Genomic DNA, 16,727 nt, shown 5'->3' on the forward strand with positions numbered 1-16,727 from the left:
TGGGGGTGCGCGAGTCTCTGGTGCGTATGCTCGGGGGTGTTCCCGCGGGTCCACGCCCGCCACGGCGCGAACCCAATGCCCTGACAGGCTGGCCCGGACAGGCTTTTGACGCGGCTGATATTTCCGGTCAGCGCATGCAGGGCTGGATGCCGCCCCTGTTCTCGGCCGACACCGAGCGCAGCCCGTATCGTAACCGCATTGTCAGCCGGGTGCGCGATCTTGTGCGCAATGACGGCTGGGCTGCGGGTGCCGTCACCCGGGTGCTGGACAATGCCGTTGGCGTCATGCTGCGCCCGGTCAGCAAGCCGGACTACCGATATCTGGCGCATCTGAGCGGAAATTCCGCGTTCGATGCCCAGTGGGCGCATGAATTTGCCCGAGCACTCGACAGCTGGTGGCGGTCCTGGGCGGATGATCCGGGGCGTTACAACGATGCCGAACGCATGCTGACCTTCTCGCAGCAGATGCATCTTGGCTTTCGGCATCTCATTGTCGATGGCGATGCTCTGGCCTACCTGCCGTGGCTTGAAGACAATATCGGCATGGGGCGCGCGCGCTATGCAACGGCCGTCCAGATCATAGACCCTGACCGGTTGAGCAACCCGCAGAACCAGTACGACCTCAAGAACCTGCGGAACGGCGTGGAGATCACGGATGCCGGGGTTCCCATCGCCTATCACATCCGCCGGGCCCACCAGGCGGACTGGTACAGCATGGGCGATACCGTCATCTGGGACCGCATCGAGCGCGAAACATCGTGGGGCCGTCCACAGGTTGTGCATTTCTTCGAGCATCATCGGGGCGGCCAGCACGTGGGCGGTACCGGTATGCTCACGCCGGTGCTCCAGCGCCTGAAAATGCTCATCAAATATGATGGGTCGGAACTGGATGCAGCCATCATCAATGCCATTTTCGCGGCCTATGTCGAAAGCCCATATGATCACGGCATTACCGAGGAGGCGATCGAGGGTGGAGACGACAGCCTGGGCGTCTACCAGGACATGCGAACCCAGTTCCATGAAAGTCGCAATATCTCGCTCAATGGCGCGCGGATGCCCATCCTGTTCCCGGGCGAGAAAATCAACACGGTCTCGGCCGCGCGTCCGGCGGGCAACTTCCGGGAGTTCGAACGTGCTGTGCTGAACAACGTTGCCAGCGGTGCAGGCATGGCGCCCATGCAGGTCAGCAACGACTGGTCTGACGTGAACTATTCGTCTGCCAGGGGCGCGTTGCTGGAAGCATGGAAGACCATGAAACGGCGGCGCGAGGATTTTTCCATCGGGTTCGCGTCCCCCATCCGCATCGCCCTGCTCGAAGAGATCATGGAGGCGGAGAAACTGCCGTTACCCCGCAACGCCCCGAAATTTCTCGAAGCACGGCATGCCTATGCGCGCTGCCGCTGGCTGGGGCCGGGCCGTGGCTGGATCGACCCGGTGGCCGAACGCGAGGGCGCGATACTCGGCATGCAGGGCGGGCTGTCCACCCTGGAAGACGAATGCGCAGAGAGCGAAGGCCGCGACTGGGAAGAAACGCTCGACCAGCGCGAAGTCGAACTGAGCGCGTTCCGAGACCGTGGCCTGCCGCCGCCGGAATGGATCGGCAATCGCAATCAGGGGGGCAACATGCCGCCCAGAGAGGACGCATGAAGCAATATGCCCTGATCTCGCGCCTGCTGGACGCGCCGGTCGCCCTTAACCGCAACAGGCAGGCGATCGTGCAGCGGCTTCTGGCCGCGCAGGCAGATGACATGATGATCTTTGGCCCCGCCACCCAGGACGAACGCTGGGGGGCGGAGGCCATCACGTCGAATGTCAGCGGTGTTGCCGTCATCACCATTTCGGGGATCCTCCTGCCGGGTTCGTCCGATGGCTGGTGGTGGCAGACAGCCACATTTTATGACGACATCACCGCCGCCATAGACATGGCCGTGGCGGACGAAACGGTGCGGGCCATCGTCCTGCATATCAACAGCCCGGGCGGCACCGTCGCGGGGTGTTTCGATACTGCGGACCGCATCCGCGCGGCCCACGCCCAGAAGCCCGTCGTGGCCATTGTGGACGAAATGGCCTGCTCGGCCGCCTATGCGCTGGCCTGCTCGGCCCAGAGCATCGTGCTGCCCCGTACGGGGGAGGTCGGATCGATTGGTGTCGTCTGGCTGCATGCCGACATCACGGGCATGCTGGCCGATGCCGGGATCAAGGTCACGACCTTCCAGACCGGTGAACACAAGACCGACGGCTACCCGACCACACCGTTGACGGAACAGGCCACAGCCCTGATCCAGGCGGATATCGACAGCCTCGGGCAGCTTTTTTTTGACACGGTAGCACGGAACCGGGGCCTGACCCCCGATGCCGTCAAAGGCATGCAGGCCACCGTGTTCCGGGGTGAAGGCGCGGTCCAGGCAGGTCTGGCCGATGCCGTCATGCCCCGTGATGCCGCCTTCCTCGACCTGCTGGCGCATCTCTGACCTTTCAACACAACCGGAGCGAGAACCATGGCCAAACGCGCCATCAGCCCCTTTGCGCACCTTGCCGGTGGCGTACGGGCCGCGACTGACGATACGAATGAAGACCCCAAAGACAAGGACAAGACCTCGGGTGAAGACGGCGGCGACGGGGAGGGCGAGGAGCCCGAAGACGACGCAAAGCGCGGCAAGAAGGGCAAAAACGGGAAGACCGCCGAAGGCGACAGCCCCGAGGATGATGCCGACAACGGCGAAAACGCCGAAGGCACCGACGACGACGACGAGGATGACGAGGCCGATCCCAAGGCCCGCGCCATCCGCATGCGTGAGCGCGGTCGTTGCGCGGCAATTTTCCGCTCGGCCGCTGCCGGTCGTAACCCGGCCGCTGCAGCCGAACTGGCGTTCGGTACCAGCCTGCCGCGCAGTCAGGCCGTTCGTGTGCTGCGCGCCACGGCCCCTGCTGCCGATGCTGGGCAGCCTGCCCAGGCCGATACCGGCTACACGGCCCTGCGCACCCGCATGGGGGTGGAAGGACGCGGCGCGCTCTCGCAGCCCGCGGGTGAGCCCGAAAACCGAGCTGGCGCACGCCTGGCCCGTATCGCCAACGCCAAACGCTGAGGTCCAGCCATGAGCTATGGTATCAATCCCATGTCCCAGCAGGTGGTCTTTGTTCCTGACCAGCTGATTGCGGGCAATCTGAAACTCGTGACATCGACCGTCACCTTCGCCTCGGGCAACACGCTTGTGCGCGGGCAGGTGGTCGGCAGGGTCACGGCCTCGGGTGACTATATCCCGTCTGTTGCCACCGCGACCGATGGCTCGCAGGTCCCTTGCGGCATCGTGGTCGATACGGTCGACGCCTCTGCCGCTGCCGCCCAGGGCGCGATCTACGAAATGGGTGAGTTCAATTCGAACTATATGACGTTCGACGCCAGTTGGACGCTCGCTGCCCTGACCCAGGCACTCCGCCAGTTCTCCATTTTCGTGAAAACCGGCCTCTCCAACGCCATCGTCTGACGGCGGCTTTCCAAAGGATTTCTGAATGTCCGGATCCCTGACCGGCAATGCGGGAGTGACCCAGGCACTCCTGCCCATGCTCGGTGCGTATGATACCGCCGAACTGGTCTATTTCGTGCGCAACCTCAAGCTCGCGCAAACATTCCTGCTCGACAACTTCTTTCCCAATATCGTGGAATCCGATGCTGTCGAGGTCGCGATCGACGTCGATGTCGGTAAGCGCCGCATGGCGCCATTCTGCTCGCCCCTCGTTGAAGGCAAGCTGGTGGAAAGCCGTATGTGGGAAACCAACCTGTTCAAGCCGGCCTATATCAAGGACCTGCGCAACCCCGATCTGCTCAAGCCGGTCCGGCGTAACATCGGCGAGCGGCTGATGGGGGGCATGAGCCCGGCTGAGCGGCTGGAGGCCAATCTCGCATGGGAAATGGCCGATCAGGTCGACATGATCAATCGCCGGCTGGAATGGATGGCCGCATCCGCTCTGGTGAGCGGCAGCGTCACCATCAAAGGTGAGGGCTATCCCACGACCGTCGTGGACTTCCGGCGTGACCCGGCATTGACCGTCGCCCTGACTGGCACGGCCCAGTGGGGGCAGGCTGGCGTGTATCCGTCCGACTACCTGACCGAATGGGCAGCGCTGGTCGTGCAGAAATCGGGTGCGGCACCGCTGGATATCATCTTCACCAACTCCCCTTGGAACGCCTTCAAAAGCGATATCAAGGTGCTCAATGCCATTATCTGGCCGGGCAAGGTCGGCGGGTCCGACGTGCAGCTCGGCGGCAAGATGGATCGCGGTGCGATCTTCATGGGCACGTGGGGGCAGTTCCGTCTGTGGCTCTATAACGACTGGTATGTGGATCCGGATACCGACACGGAAGAGCCCATGATCCCGGACGGCACTGTCGTCATGACCGGGCCGGATATGGAAGGCGTGCGTGGTTTCGGTCTCATTCTCGACCCGGCTTTCGCCTATGGCGCTTTGGCCTACGCGCCCAAGCTCTGGTACAAGGAAAATCCGGCCATGATCAACCTGCTGACACAGTCGGCCCCGATCGTGATTCCGTCACGGGTCAACGCGTCTTTTGCTGCAACTGTCATGGCGGCCGGGGCTGATGTCCCCGGGCCGACGGGGACCTGATCCATGGCTGAAGAAACCACAAGCGTAATCACCAAGCGCCCGATCTACGACCAGATCGGGCGCATGCCCAAGCCGGTGGGCACGCTGCTCAAGGTGTCCCCGGCGCTTGCCGCCTTCTGGATCAAGCGCGGCATTGCCCGCGCGGCTGAACCGGGGGAAAAGGGCAATCCCGATACCCTGTCCCTGGCTACCATGCGTCCGGCGCCGGATATGACGGCTCCGCCCGCAACGCCGTCCTGACCATGACCGGCCCCATGGACTGGGACCGCCTGGTGCTGGGGCCGTGCCAGGCCGTGTTTGGTGAAAGCGTGCAGTGGCTGCAGGGCGGGAGTTCAGCAGCCATCACGCTCACCGGCATTTTCGACAATGGGTGGAAACCCATGGATGTCGAAATCGTGGATGGCATCACCCCATCCCATGTCGTCAGCGCCGACGCCCGGCTGGGCGTGCAGCTCTCGCAGTTCGCAACTCAGCCTGCCCAGGGCGATATTTTCATCATTCGTGGTTCCAGATGGATCGTGCGCGAAGTCATGGATGACAGCCATGGCGGCGCGGATATCCTGCTGAACAAGGCTGACAAGATCAATGACCCTCTACCGGGCTCAACTGCGCGACAAAGTGGCTGGTCTGCTCCGCCTGACTACTGAAGCCCAGGACAATGTTTTCACCTGTGCTGACTACCCGCTGACGCCGGATAAACTCCCCGCCATTTTTGTAACCGTTCCGTCCGAACAGGCACAAAGCAACGGGCGAGGCACGCCGGACTATACGCGGACTGTTGATCTCGAAGTGACTGCCAAAGTCAGCGGCGGCAACCCGGAGGTCGTCCAGGGCCAGCTCGACCGGATAGCCGAGCAGATCGAAATGTCCGTCATGTGCAGTGCTGATATCATGTCCATGGTTCAGCAGGTTTCGCGCATCGACACCGAACAGCAGATGAAGGCGGACAGCGCCGACTATCTGGGCGCGTTGCGACTGACCTTTGGCATGGAATACACGCAGGAATATCCCATTTCCGGCGTGCCGCTTACCCAGATCTCTGGCGATCTCACCGGCACCATCGCAGCCGGGTTCGTAGCCAACCTCTCCCAGGAATAATCTCATGTTTGTCAAACCAGCGTCGGGCCGTTCGGTCCGGTGGCCGGGGACGCTGCGCCTGCTGGATACAGCCGGGGCCACCGTTCCCGCGACCGCATTCTGGCTGCGCGCCCTGTCCCGCGGCGATGTTCTCGAAGTCAGCCCGCCACAGGCCTTGTCCCCGGCGGCTGAAAAATTCACGGCCCCGGAAGGGAAAAGCGCATGAGCGGCAGCATTACCGTCCCGGGCTATTCCGACAGCAACCGGGTCCCGGGTTTTTACCTCAACCTCGATAACAGCGCCGCCAACACCGCCAGTGCCGCGCGGCGGATCCTGATTGTCGGGCAGATGCTCGCGAAAGGGACCGCAACGGCCGGGGTCGCTACAATCTCCGGTGGCGTAAGCGATGCCATTGCCAAATACGGGGCAGGTTCGCAGTGTGCCCGCATGGTGCAGGACTACCGCACCATCGACAGCACGGGTGAGGTCTGGGTGCTCCCCCTGGCTGATGATGCCGCAGCTGCTGCAGCATCGGGCACCTTTACCCTGACTGGCACCGCCACAGCCGCTGGCACGCTGCCCCTCTACGTGGGCGACCAGCTTGTGCCTGTCGGCGTCTCTGTGGGCGATACCGCCAGCGTGGTCGCCGCCAACGTTGTTCTGGCGGCCCAGAACCTGAGCATGCTGCTCGTGGGCGTTACAGCTGCCGAAGGTGTCGTGACCGTCACCGCCCTCAACAAAGGGCTTGCCGGGAACGATATCCAGCTTGGTGTTGCCCTGCTGGGCACGGCGGGTGGCCAGGCGGTCCCCAGCGGCCTGACTGTGGCAGTCGCCCAGATGAAAGGCGGCACACAGAACCCGACCGCTCTGCCCACGGCTTTGGCCAATCTGGGCACGCGCGTGTACGACCTGTACGCCCATCCCTATACCGATACGGCAAGCCTGACCGCGTTCAAGAACCTGTTCGACAACACGATCGGCAACTGGTCGCCCATGATCCAGCGATACGGGCACCACATCACGGCCTTCCGTGGCACGTATGGGGCTGCGACCACCTTCGGCCTGGCGCAGAACGACCCGCACGGGACCGTCATGCCCATTTCCGACAGTCCCTCCTGCCCCATGACCTGGGCAGCCCAGCTTGCGGCGGTCACAGCCGTGTCAATGCGGACCAACCCCGCACTGCCGGTGCGTGGCCTGGCGCTGACCGTTCTGCCCCCGACCGATGCGGGCCGCTTCGAGTTCGATGAACGCAACAGCTTCCTGCATGACGGCCTGTCCACCTTTACGGTCGATGACAGCGATACGGTGCTGACCGAACGGCTGGTTACGACCTACCAGACCAACACCGCCGGCGTGGCCGATGACAGCTATCTGGACATCGAAACCCTGCTGACGGCCCAGGTCTGCATGCAGGACATGCTGACCTATCTCGCCTCCCAGTATCCGCGCACCATTCTGGTGGCCGATGGCAGCAAGATCCCGGCCGGGGCGCAGGCGACAACGGCCCAGCTTGTCGGAAAGTCGGCCGTGGCACGGTACCGCTGGCAGGCGACCCAGCTCTGGGTCCAGAACCCCGATACGTTCGCGGCCAACATCGTGGCCGAAAACGCCGGCAATGGCGTCGTCAAGCTGCTGCTGCCCTACGACTTCGCCAACCAGCTCTGGGTGATTGCGGGCAACGTCCTGTTCACCAAGTCCTGACGGAGGATAACACATGTCAACATATCGTGGTCCTCTGGCAGGCACCGCCTCCCTTACCATCAATGGGGAGGCATGGAGCGTGGTGGGCGAACTACAGTGGCAGGCAGCAGGCGACGTCAACGAAACCCTCAAAGGCCAGAGCACGGTCGAGGGGTTCCAGTCCATGCCGGGCCAGGGCTTCATACAGGTCAGCCTGCGTGACCGGCGCGACAAGAAGGTCAGCGACTTTCAGGGGGCGTCCGGCCTGACGATTATTGCCGTTCTGGCGAATGGGAAGATCATCACCGTGGTTGATGGCTGGCAGGTCGAACAGATCAATACCAACACCCAGGAAGGCACGTTCGAACTCAAGGTTGAGAGCGACACAGTCACAGAGGATACGGCATCGTGAATACCCTGAGCGATTCTGATGTCCTCGCGGCCGTATCCGAGCCCGAAACCGGCGAGCAGCCGGCAGAGGGTGTCTTCACCCTTGATACGCCCATCACGACCAAGGATGGCCGCGAGTGGCAGACCCTGAGCCTGCGCGAACCGTGTGTGTTCCATTGCCTGCAGGCCGCCAAGGTCATTGGAAAAAAGCCCAGCCTGGAAAGCGTGTATGACAGCCAGATCGATATGGTTATCCGTATCTCGGGCTGGCCCAAGGTCGCGGTCGATCAGCTGGGCACCACCATTCTCGATTCCGCCGTCGCCTATGTGAGCGCGTTCGAGGATGAGGCCCGGCGCAACCCCGATGATGAGCCTGAATGCCCGCCATCGCTTGTGCTGGTGCTCAGTCCCCCGGTGGAAGCAGTCAACTCGACCTTTGCCGATATGACCCTGCGCGAGCCGGTTGTGGCAGAGCGCCGACGCTTCAAGGCGACCGAGGGGCGCGGCAGTGTCGCGGATTTCCTGCAGGCCGAAATCGATCTCGTCTGCGCTGTCAGCACATGGCCGCTGGCTGCCGTGCTCAAGATGCCGATCAGCCGGTTCGCAAAGGCGGCCGATTACCTGACCGGTTTTTTTACGACTGGCCGTCGAACTGGGAGCCCCTTCCAGCCGACCTGATGGCCTTTTTCTCAGGCTGGTCGCTGTCCGAGGTCGAAAACCTCAACGGACAGCAGCTGCTCTACTGGGTCGCACAGGCGAACCGGATAGCGGAACGAAAACGCAGGGACGCCAAAAATGGCCGCAGCGGTTAAAATCCCGATTACCGCGATCGACCGCGCCAGCATGACGCTGGACAAGGTCAACGGCCGCATTGCGTCCCTGCAGGCACTTATTCGTAACGCGGGTCGGTCGCTTTCCCGGTTTTTCAACCTGACGGGCGTGTCATCCATGCGTAAAGGCATGGGCGACCTTTCCAGGACCACGCTGGACACGTTCCGTTCGGTCGGCCGACTTGTGCCAGAAATGGGGGCGCTGACCAGCGCTGCCTCGGTCGCCGGGGTCTATCGGCTGGCAAGTGCATGGGCACATGTCGGTACCAACCTGCGCACGTCGTCGCGCAGTATCGGCATGGATGTCGGCCGACATATGGCCCTGCGCAACGCGGCAGAACTGTCCGGCGGATCCGCCGATGCCATGAGTGGGGCGTTGAGCCAGCTTTCCGCTTTGAAGTGGGAAATTCCCAATGGATATGCACCCGAAGCGGCTGCGCAATTTCAGGCGCTTGGGATCAGCATGGAAGAGCTGAAAAAATCTTCTCCAGAGCAATTGTTTGAGCATCTCGCCCAGAAAATTCGAGGCATTAAAAATCCTGCTGCGCAGACAATCGCATCTATGAAAATTTTTGAGCAAAATGGGCAAGGGCTGATTACCATTTTCCAGCAGTCCGCACAGGAGTTTCAGAACAACATCCGCCTGGCCCAGCGCTACGGGGTGATGAACGACAAGGGCGCAGATGCCGCAGCCCGCATGCAGAATGCCCAGCGCCAGCTTACCCTGGCTGTTGAGGGCTTCGGCTACAGCGTGGCGGAGGCGGTTGAGCCCGCTATTACCCCGGTTCTTCAGCAGATGGCTGAATGGATCGCGGCCAACCGGGAATGGATCGCGCAGGATATCGCAGGGTATGTGCGCCAGCTCGCAGGATGGCTGAGAAACGGCGGGTGGGAGAAAATCAAACGCGCTGTCCTGGGAATCGGTGACAGCATCAGCGAGGTTGTGGATAAGCTGGGCGGGTGGCAATCAGCAGCGAAAGATGCCGTCATAGCCTTGGGTGTGCTATGGGCAGCTCCAGTTCTAGCTGGTGTGGCCTCTCTTGCTGGAGGGCTCGTCGGAATTGGTAGGGCAATCGGCGTGATCGCGGCAAGTCGGTCCAGATTGAGCACTGTCCTGGCTCTCTTTTCTGCCTATCAGGCCCTCAAGAATGCCAATGAGAACGGTGTTTCGCCTCAGCAGCAGAAACAAAACCGTGACTGGATCATGGATCTTCCAGGCATGAAAACGCTGGCAGCTCCTTATGCGTGGGCTTATCGAACACTTTACGGGCAGGACCCAGATGATCTGATAACGCCACAGCAGGATATGCAGCGCGGTTCCACCCTGATGGCTGGCTTGAGGCGTGACAATACGCTGGGTCTTAACGAAAATGCCATCCGGGGCGTGACCGCAGCGGGTATAGCAGAATCCCATCTCTACCAGTCAGCTAAAAATCCATTCTCTTCGGCGCGGGGCGCATACCAGTTTATTCGTTCCACACGTGATCAGATCATGGCGGAACAAGGTGTGGATGTCTGGCAGGCGGATGTCGATGGGCAAACCAAGGCGGCTCTTCGGTATTATCAGCAGCATAACCCTGCGCAGTTTTCGCGCTTCGCCAGAGCCTCTTCCCCAGATGCAGCAATGGCGATGTTCACACGGGATTTCCTGCGACCTGGGGATGGGGAGGACGGTGATCTCAAGCGGGGGGGTGCTTTTCTGAGAAACTATGACCAGACATCAGCCCCGGCAGCAATTATGCCCGCATCCATGCCCGCCCAGTCCGACGCTGAGCCTGGTCGTATGCAACTGGACGTGCATGTCCGCACCCAGGGGCCCCCTGGCACATCGGTCAAGACAGCCAGTGCCAGCCCTAACCTCAAGGTGGCGTCTGTCACCCAGCACCGGGCCATGGATCCGGCCAATACTGCGATAGGGAACTGAACCACATGTCCGGAGCGCTGCTGAACACGGCCCTGGAGTATCTGCAGTGCTCGTTCCGGGGTGTGCCCTTTGTCGTATTGGGCAGCGGGGGTGAGAACGGCCGTAAGCAGGCCATTCATCGTTACGCATATCGTGACGGTGTCTGGGTGGAGGACATGGGCAAGCGCGAGCGGATTTACCATATCCGGGGCTTTGTGTCCGGGCCTACAGCGGCAATCCAGCGCGATCAGTTGGTCAATGCCACTGAAACCGCGGGGCCTGGCTTGCTGATCCACCCCACAATCGGGGCGATCCGAGCGGCATGTGTCAATTTTTCCTGGGCCGAGCCCGATGGTATTACCGGCCGCATCGATGTCACGTTCGACTTTATCGAGCAGAAAGACCTGCTCGGCACAGTGGTCAAGCTGGCGCTCGATGCGGCTGTTGCGGCTGCGGGCGTCGTGGTGCAGGAACTGGCGGGGACCAGCTATTCCAGCACGGCAACAAGTGCGTTGGCTGCGGGCGAGCCTGCCGTGGCCGCCGCCCAGGCGGTGGCGACCACTTGGGGCGACCTGGCTTATTCTGCGATCCGGTCGCCGCGGGTCATGGCGTCCGCCATCGCCACCTTGCCTGGGAACAACGGCCGCTACGCGGCGGGCAATTCGGGTAGTGTTGACGAAACTTCTACCGTTTCCTCGGTGCTTATAGCCTTGTCTGCCGCGCGTGCCGGGGTGGACGCCGCCATAACTGATCTTGGGACGGGCACCAGCACTTCTGCCATAGCAGACGCAGTCCTGCAGGTTCCTGAACTGTTGCGCACCGCTGTGGTGGACCCCGGGGCTCAAATCGCGGTTCTGCTACCGCTGGTGGCGTTTTCGGTCGATAGCAGTAGCACACTGGCCCCGATCGGCGCCGATATTTCGACAGCCCAATCGGCAACGGCGGCGATGTGCCGCCAGATGGCACTGGCCTCCCTCTCCATGGCTTGCGCAGACTGGCAGCCTACCTCATCGCAGGAGGCCGAGGCGCTACGCATGACCATGGCGGGTCTGCTGGATACTGCTGCGACACAGGCGGCCGACGCCGGTCTGTCCGATATCTGGAAGGCCCTGCGCGATCTGCGCTTTCAGGTCACGGCCGATCTTGCGGCCCGCGCCAGTCAGTTGCCGGCGCAGATTACCATCCAGCGTAACGCCCCCCTGCCTGCGCTTCTGCTGGGGCAGCAGCTCTATGCAGACGGGTCGAGGGCCGATGACCTGATCCGCCGCGCCGATCCAATCCATCCGGCGTTCATGCCCGTCAGTTTCGAGGCCCTGTCCTCCTGATCTGAACTGGAACAATCTTGAGCATCATCAGCACGCTGTCCCAGGCCTTGGGCTATGATGGGACCACGGCTGAATCCGCCACGATCTATGTCGGTGGTTTCAGCATTACAGGGTGGGAGCGCATATCCATCCGCATCGGGGTCGAGATCATGCCCTGGGCGGCCATGTTCGAAACCACGAAATGGCAGCCAACAACCACGGATGGCTACACGATTTCGATCAACCCGGGGGACAGTTGCCGGATCCAGATCGGCTCCGACCAGGTTCTGACCGGCTACGTGCAGAGCATCAGCGAGGAGGTCGGGCCTGACGAACATATCCTGCGTGTGGTCGTCACGTCCAAATCGATCGACGCCACGGAATGTTCGGCCGAATTCTCGACCTACCAGATGAACAACACGACGGTTCTGGCGATTGCGCAGCAGGTTTGCAAACCGTTCGGCATTACCGTCAATTCAGTGGGTGGGGCGGGCAGTACGCCCATTCAACAGTTCTCGGTTATTCTGACCGAGACTGCCTACGAGGTGATCGAGCGCGCCACGCGCCTGGCAGGCTGCCTGTTCTACGACCAGCCAGACGGCTCCATTCTGCTGGCGCCAGTCAGCACGGTGTCGGTAGGGGCTCTGATACAGGGCCAGAACGTGGAGCGCGCCCGTTTCATGCGCTCCATGAACGGTCGGTTTTCCTCCATACAGGCCATTTTGCAGACGACTGCCGTGCTGTTCGAGGCGCCCCAGGACGGAAACAAACAGGCGCAGGAAATGCAGGCCCTGACAGCACCGGGGCAGGCCAGTGCGAGCGACCCGGGCGTTACGCGCCACCGTCCCTTGCTGGTGCCCGTGGAAACGGGCGATGCGGACTACAAAATTGCTGCCCAGCGCGTGCAATGGGAGGTAGCCCGGCGCTATGGCCGGTCGATGCCGCTGGAACTGACCTGCGATAGCTGGCGCGACAGCAATGGCAGGCTTTGGCAGCCCAACACGCTCAGCGCGACGTATCTGCCCAAGCTTGGTGTCACACTCACCTTGCTGATCGCGGAAGTCGAGTTCGTGCAAGGCATGGACGGCACGCACGCCAATATCATCGCCATGCCGCCCGAAGCATTCAAGCCACAACCTCTCGTGCTGCCTATGGCGCAGAACGAGGGCGTGGCGGCCGCCACCCGGAATAGCTGATGACATCATCCTTGCAACGTCTTGGCAGGCGCATGGCTATGGCTTTGGGACTGGGCCGGCAGACAGCAGACACGGTAGAGACCGCCTCTACCCCCACGGTTCAAATTGCCCTGGCGGACGGGGAAATCCGCAGCGACGTACCTGTGCTGCAACTGGCGGGCTTCCGCAGCCGGTCTCTGCCCGGGTCTGATATCGCTGTGCTGTTCCAAGGGGGAGACCGCACCCGCGCCGTCGCGATCGCCACGGGCGACCAGCGCAGTTACCCGCGCGACCTGCAACCGGGTGATGTCTGTCTTTACCACCTGGTGACCGGGGCGCGTATCTGGCTGAAGGCTGACGGAAGCATAACTCTCTCTACCGCCGGTAAACTGACAGTTTCCGCCCAGGAGGCGGCATTTGAGTGCCCAATTACCTGCACCAGCACGATCACCGCGCAGGGTGATGTGAAGGCAGGAAATATCAGCCTTGAGCAGCACCGCCACAATGTGCCGGCAGCGCCTGGCACATCTGACGCACCGGAATAACCCATCATGGACATTGCGATCACGTGGAACGTCGCTCAGGCCCGGGGGGACTGGACCTTTAGCAACGGCGATCTCGTGTTGGACAGCGCGCTGCGTTCCGCCGTGCTGGTCAGCCTGTTCACCGACCGGGTCGCGCCGGAGACCATCACAACGCTAGATGGCGCAGTCGGGTTTGCCCCGGCCCCCGGTGCATCCGGGTCGGAATTGAACGACAGACGCGGCTGGTGGGCCGACGCGTGGGCTGACACGCCCATAGGTTCGCGTCTCTGGCAACTGGCCCGCGCGGTCAAGGCGGGGCAGAGCAGCATTCCGCGTGAGGTGGAGGCAATCTGTCAGGAGGCCTTGCAATGGCTGGTCGATGACGGTGTCGCGGCCTCTGTCACGGTCAACGCTTGGTGGAGCACGGTGAACCGCCAGGCCGTCGAATTCCGCGTAACCGTTCTCGAACCCGGGCAGACGGTCCCGCAAACTTTCCTGTTTTCATGGGCGTGGGAGGGGATTTGAATGCCATATGCAAGACCTACCCTGACGGAGCTGCGCCAGCAGGCGTTGCAGGACGTGCTCGACGGGGGCATTTCCAACGTATCGGCAGTGCTGCGCTTTTCGGTTCTAACGGTCCTGTCCTACGTGCTGGCAGGCCTTGCCTACCTGCATTACGCATATCTGGACTGGATATCCAAGCAGGCTGTGCCCTGGAGCGCGACAGACGAATATCTGGAAAGTTGGGGCGCGCTCAAGAACGTGCTGCGCAAGACCGCTACATCTGCGTCCGGGTCTGTAGCATTTACGGCGACCGGTAGCGCAGTAATCCCGGCTGGAACCGGTATAGCGCTGGCGGGCGGTCTGTTGGCCACCACAACGGCTGATAGCACGCTGAACGGCAGCACGGTCACGGCACCGGCTACCTGCACGGTCTCAGGCTCTGCCGGCAATATGGCGGCGGGAACTCTGGCGACATTGTCCAGTCCGGTTCCGGGAATCCAGACGGTGGGTCAGGTGGCCAGCGCATTTACAGGGGGCGCGGACACAGAACTGGACGACGCTTTTCGTTCCCGCGTGCTGCTCGCATGGCAGGGGGACGCCGCGAACGGGCGCAAGCAGGACTATATCGACTGGGCGCTGGCGGTACCGGGTGTCACCCGGGCCTGGTGCAATCCGCTGGGCTTTGGTGCGGGCACGATCGTGGTCTACCCCATGCTGGACGATGCGGAATCGGCCTCTGGCGGGTTCCCGCAGGGCACGAATGGCGCCAGCAGTTCGGACAGCCGTTATGCGACCGCCACGGGTGACCAACTGACCGTGGCCAATGCCCTCTATCAATCGCAGCCGGTCGATGCGCTGGTCATCGTATGCGCTCCAGAGCCTCAGCCCACCAATTTCGTGGTGGCAGATCTGGGTACAGGCAACACCGTCGCGAACCAGACCCTGATCAAGGCCGCACTACAGGACATGTTCCTGCGCCTTTCCGCGCCGGGTGGCACGCTCCACCCGAACGATTGGGATGAGGCTATTGCCGCCATCGGGCTGTCGAGTTTTAGCGTCACGCAGCCCACAGCCCCCGTTACTGGCGCTACGGCGGCCGCAATGCCCACGCTGGGAACGATAGCGTTCGAGAATTGATATGCCCCCACCCATTTTCAGTCAGGACATGTTCCGCGCAGCCCTGCTGCGGTTGCTGCCTTCTGGCCCAGTGTGGCCCAAAGCGGCGGGAAGCGGTCCTTATCGGCTGGCGGATATCTGGTCCAACACCTTCGCCCGCAGTTCCGCCCGGGCAGCCAACCTGTTGGTGGATGCATTCCCGTCCAGCGCCACGGAATTGCTGCCCGAGTGGGAGGCTACGCTCGGTCTCCCAGACCCCTGCGCTGGTACCAACCCCAGCATTACCCAGCGTCGTGCGCAGGTTGTAGCGCGCATTACCGATACAGGCGGGTGCTCAGTTGCCTACTTTATCGCGTTTGCCAAAGCGCTTGGCTACGACATCACCATTACGCAATTCGCTCCCGGGCGGTTTGGTCGCCGGTTTGGCACGCCTTTCGGGGGGGAAGCCTGGGCCTATGCATGGCAGGTCAACGCGCCCCAGTTCACGATTTCTAGGCGCAAATTCGGGGACAGTTTCGGGCAGGCCTGGGCCACATGGGGCAACACCGTCCTTCAGTGCGAAATAAAGGCCCGCGCGCCCGCACATACCATCGTTCTCTTCAGCTACGGAACCTGACATGGATCTTCTGATTTCCGCCAACACTGTTGCGCAGGCGCAGGCTGATACTGCCCCCGCGACAGGCACACCCGGATGGGCGACAGATGGTGACCCGGCACAAGGGATTATCGCCACAGATAGTCCTGCTTGGCACTACAATATGATGATGGCCGAGCTGATCGCCTTCGTAAAAGCAGCCGGCATTACACCCAGTAATTCCGACTGGTCGCAGACTCTCAAAGCAGCCCAGATCCTGTTCGCCCCGGCGCAGCGCGGGGTAGCACCCTATAACGCCGCGCTGGCCACGCTTATCGGGGGTTACCCGAAATTCGCTGTCGTGGTCGATGCAGCGGGCGCGTTCTGGGTGTCCACGGCCGACGCGAACATGACTGTTCCGGGCGCAACGGGGGCAAATTGGACGAGCCTCTTTGCAAGCTATACCACCACGACTGATGGGGATTATCGTTACGCCAGGACGGGCGGCGCGGGGGACCTCCAGACTGGCCACAAAATATACATCGGCTTCAACGGCACTCGCATGGTCGGTATCGTGGACACGACCGAATTCGGGAATATCGCATTTTCCAATCAGTTTGTGTCAGCAAGCAGTAAAGTCTTTTTTGCAGCAACGTCCGACCAAAGCTCCACAACCCTCACCTACACAGCCCCCGTTTCGGGTACCTTTCTTATTACTGCGAACGCCAACGTGGGCGTGGCAGCAAACCAAACTCAACCAGATGTAGCCGAGTTTGGTATTTTTCTCGATGGCAATCCAACTGCGATAACTAGCGACACAACCTCTATTTCAATGTCCCATTGCATCGCGGTACCAGTTGGCGCGGGAGCGCACACGATATCGGCTGTCTACGCCCCAACGTCTCAAGTTGCTAACTGGCATTCCAGAAGTATTGCGCTCACCTATCTATTTATTCCAAGCTAAAGGCGCACCTATGATTTATACGATCCTCACCAACTCGGCGGGAACGATCATTGGCGCAGGC

Annotated in this window: 20 protein-coding genes; all 20 read left to right on the forward strand. The window is 61.8% G+C overall.

The features are described from left to right. Window positions 1–5: 5 nt before the first annotated feature. Entirely contained in the window at window positions 6–1,646 is a 1,641-nt protein-coding gene (locus tag J2D77_RS09110) for a phage portal protein (protein WP_407927095.1), read from the forward strand. Further along, a complete protein-coding gene (locus J2D77_RS09115) occupies window positions 1,643–2,470 on the forward strand; it encodes a S49 family peptidase (protein ID WP_207845941.1) in 828 nt (275 codons plus the stop codon). Before J2D77_RS09110 ends, J2D77_RS09115 begins: the two co-directional genes overlap by 4 nt. A gap of 27 nt (window positions 2,471–2,497) precedes the next feature. After that, window positions 2,498–3,085: a hypothetical protein gene (locus tag J2D77_RS09120; RefSeq protein WP_207845942.1), complete on the forward strand. Its 588-nt coding sequence runs from the start codon at window positions 2,498–2,500 to the stop codon at window positions 3,083–3,085. Between the two features lie 9 nt (window positions 3,086–3,094). After that, a complete protein-coding gene (locus tag J2D77_RS09125) occupies window positions 3,095–3,484 on the forward strand; it encodes a head decoration protein (RefSeq protein WP_207845943.1) in 390 nt (129 codons plus the stop codon). Between the two features lie 25 nt (window positions 3,485–3,509). Then, window positions 3,510–4,622 carry a major capsid protein gene (locus tag J2D77_RS09130; RefSeq protein ID WP_207845944.1) on the forward strand — a complete coding sequence of 371 codons (1,113 nt, stop codon included), beginning with the start codon at window positions 3,510–3,512 and terminating at the stop codon, window positions 4,620–4,622. Between the two features lie 3 nt (window positions 4,623–4,625). Next, complete coding sequence (locus J2D77_RS09135) at window positions 4,626–4,862, forward strand: hypothetical protein (protein WP_207845945.1); 237 nt, start codon at window positions 4,626–4,628, stop codon at window positions 4,860–4,862. Window positions 4,863–4,876: 14 nt separating this feature from the next. Continuing rightward, window positions 4,877–5,269, forward strand: coding sequence for a head-tail joining protein (locus J2D77_RS09140; protein WP_207845946.1), 393 nt, complete (start codon window positions 4,877–4,879; stop codon window positions 5,267–5,269). Continuing rightward, a complete protein-coding gene (locus J2D77_RS09145; RefSeq protein WP_207845947.1) occupies window positions 5,208–5,720 on the forward strand; it encodes a hypothetical protein in 513 nt (170 codons plus the stop codon). Before J2D77_RS09140 ends, J2D77_RS09145 begins: the two co-directional genes overlap by 62 nt. Before the next feature lie 4 nt (window positions 5,721–5,724). Next, window positions 5,725–5,925, forward strand: a complete 201-nt coding sequence (locus tag J2D77_RS09150) for a DUF2635 domain-containing protein (protein WP_207845948.1) — start codon at window positions 5,725–5,727, stop codon at window positions 5,923–5,925. Continuing rightward, a complete protein-coding gene (locus J2D77_RS09155; protein ID WP_207845949.1) occupies window positions 5,922–7,403 on the forward strand; it encodes a phage tail sheath subtilisin-like domain-containing protein in 1,482 nt (493 codons plus the stop codon). Before J2D77_RS09150 ends, J2D77_RS09155 begins: the two co-directional genes overlap by 4 nt. Window positions 7,404–7,416: 13 nt before the next feature. Then, window positions 7,417–7,794 carry a phage tail tube protein gene (locus J2D77_RS09160; RefSeq protein WP_207845950.1) on the forward strand — a complete coding sequence of 126 codons (378 nt, stop codon included), beginning with the start codon at window positions 7,417–7,419 and terminating at the stop codon, window positions 7,792–7,794. Further along, window positions 7,791–8,450 (forward strand): phage tail assembly protein, encoded by a 660-nt coding sequence (locus J2D77_RS09165; RefSeq protein ID WP_207845951.1) that lies wholly within the window; start codon window positions 7,791–7,793, stop codon window positions 8,448–8,450. Before J2D77_RS09160 ends, J2D77_RS09165 begins: the two co-directional genes overlap by 4 nt. A 117-nt stretch (window positions 8,451–8,567) precedes the next feature. Next, complete coding sequence (locus J2D77_RS09170) at window positions 8,568–10,526, forward strand: phage tail tape measure protein (protein ID WP_207845952.1); 1,959 nt, start codon at window positions 8,568–8,570, stop codon at window positions 10,524–10,526. A 5-nt stretch (window positions 10,527–10,531) separates the two neighbouring features. Further along, window positions 10,532–11,830 (forward strand): DNA circularization protein, encoded by a 1,299-nt coding sequence (locus tag J2D77_RS09175; RefSeq protein WP_207845953.1) that lies wholly within the window; start codon window positions 10,532–10,534, stop codon window positions 11,828–11,830. Between the two features lie 17 nt (window positions 11,831–11,847). Further along, window positions 11,848–13,005: a phage baseplate assembly protein gene (locus J2D77_RS09180; protein ID WP_230975673.1), complete on the forward strand. Its 1,158-nt coding sequence runs from the start codon at window positions 11,848–11,850 to the stop codon at window positions 13,003–13,005. After that, window positions 13,005–13,529, forward strand: coding sequence for a phage baseplate assembly protein domain-containing protein (locus tag J2D77_RS09185; protein WP_207845954.1), 525 nt, complete (start codon window positions 13,005–13,007; stop codon window positions 13,527–13,529). Before J2D77_RS09180 ends, J2D77_RS09185 begins: the two co-directional genes overlap by 1 nt. A 6-nt stretch (window positions 13,530–13,535) precedes the next feature. Continuing rightward, window positions 13,536–14,033 carry a phage GP46 family protein gene (locus J2D77_RS09190; RefSeq protein ID WP_207845955.1) on the forward strand — a complete coding sequence of 166 codons (498 nt, stop codon included), beginning with the start codon at window positions 13,536–13,538 and terminating at the stop codon, window positions 14,031–14,033. Further along, the gene (locus J2D77_RS09195; protein ID WP_207845956.1) at window positions 14,034–15,149 is read left to right on the forward strand and encodes a baseplate J/gp47 family protein; all 1,116 of its coding nucleotides are present in this window, start codon (window positions 14,034–14,036) and stop codon (window positions 15,147–15,149) included. 1 nt (window position 15,150) lies between these two features. Next, on the forward strand, window positions 15,151–15,744 hold the full coding sequence (locus J2D77_RS09200) for a YmfQ family protein (RefSeq protein WP_207845957.1): 594 nt from the start codon (window positions 15,151–15,153) through the stop codon (window positions 15,742–15,744). Between the two features lies 1 nt (window position 15,745). Then, window positions 15,746–16,666 carry a hypothetical protein gene (locus J2D77_RS09205; protein ID WP_207845958.1) on the forward strand — a complete coding sequence of 307 codons (921 nt, stop codon included), beginning with the start codon at window positions 15,746–15,748 and terminating at the stop codon, window positions 16,664–16,666. Window positions 16,667–16,727: the final 61 nt, after the last annotated feature.

The organism is Acetobacter garciniae (genome assembly GCF_017377735.1).
In the GTDB taxonomy this organism is placed as follows: domain Bacteria; phylum Pseudomonadota; class Alphaproteobacteria; order Acetobacterales; family Acetobacteraceae; genus Acetobacter; species Acetobacter garciniae.

Coding starts and splice junctions, on each gene's coding strand:
- J2D77_RS09145 (WP_207845947.1), top strand. CDS start 5,208: ATGACCCTCTACCGGGCTCAACTGCGCGACAAAGTGGCTGGTCTGCTC.
- J2D77_RS09200 (WP_207845957.1), top strand. CDS start 15,151: ATGCCCCCACCCATTTTCAGTCAGGACATGTTCCGCGCAGCCCTGCTG.
- J2D77_RS09160 (WP_207845950.1), top strand. CDS start 7,417: ATGTCAACATATCGTGGTCCTCTGGCAGGCACCGCCTCCCTTACCATC.
- J2D77_RS09175 (WP_207845953.1), top strand. CDS start 10,532: ATGTCCGGAGCGCTGCTGAACACGGCCCTGGAGTATCTGCAGTGCTCG.
- J2D77_RS09120 (WP_207845942.1), top strand. CDS start 2,498: ATGGCCAAACGCGCCATCAGCCCCTTTGCGCACCTTGCCGGTGGCGTA.
- J2D77_RS09195 (WP_207845956.1), top strand. CDS start 14,034: ATGCCATATGCAAGACCTACCCTGACGGAGCTGCGCCAGCAGGCGTTG.
- J2D77_RS09170 (WP_207845952.1), top strand. CDS start 8,568: ATGGCCGCAGCGGTTAAAATCCCGATTACCGCGATCGACCGCGCCAGC.
- J2D77_RS09140 (WP_207845946.1), top strand. CDS start 4,877: ATGGACTGGGACCGCCTGGTGCTGGGGCCGTGCCAGGCCGTGTTTGGT.
- J2D77_RS09190 (WP_207845955.1), top strand. CDS start 13,536: ATGGACATTGCGATCACGTGGAACGTCGCTCAGGCCCGGGGGGACTGG.
- J2D77_RS09185 (WP_207845954.1), top strand. CDS start 13,005: ATGACATCATCCTTGCAACGTCTTGGCAGGCGCATGGCTATGGCTTTG.
- J2D77_RS09155 (WP_207845949.1), top strand. CDS start 5,922: ATGAGCGGCAGCATTACCGTCCCGGGCTATTCCGACAGCAACCGGGTC.
- J2D77_RS09130 (WP_207845944.1), top strand. CDS start 3,510: ATGTCCGGATCCCTGACCGGCAATGCGGGAGTGACCCAGGCACTCCTG.
- J2D77_RS09135 (WP_207845945.1), top strand. CDS start 4,626: ATGGCTGAAGAAACCACAAGCGTAATCACCAAGCGCCCGATCTACGAC.
- J2D77_RS09150 (WP_207845948.1), top strand. CDS start 5,725: ATGTTTGTCAAACCAGCGTCGGGCCGTTCGGTCCGGTGGCCGGGGACG.
- J2D77_RS09115 (WP_207845941.1), top strand. CDS start 1,643: ATGAAGCAATATGCCCTGATCTCGCGCCTGCTGGACGCGCCGGTCGCC.
- J2D77_RS09205 (WP_207845958.1), top strand. CDS start 15,746: ATGGATCTTCTGATTTCCGCCAACACTGTTGCGCAGGCGCAGGCTGAT.
- J2D77_RS09125 (WP_207845943.1), top strand. CDS start 3,095: ATGAGCTATGGTATCAATCCCATGTCCCAGCAGGTGGTCTTTGTTCCT.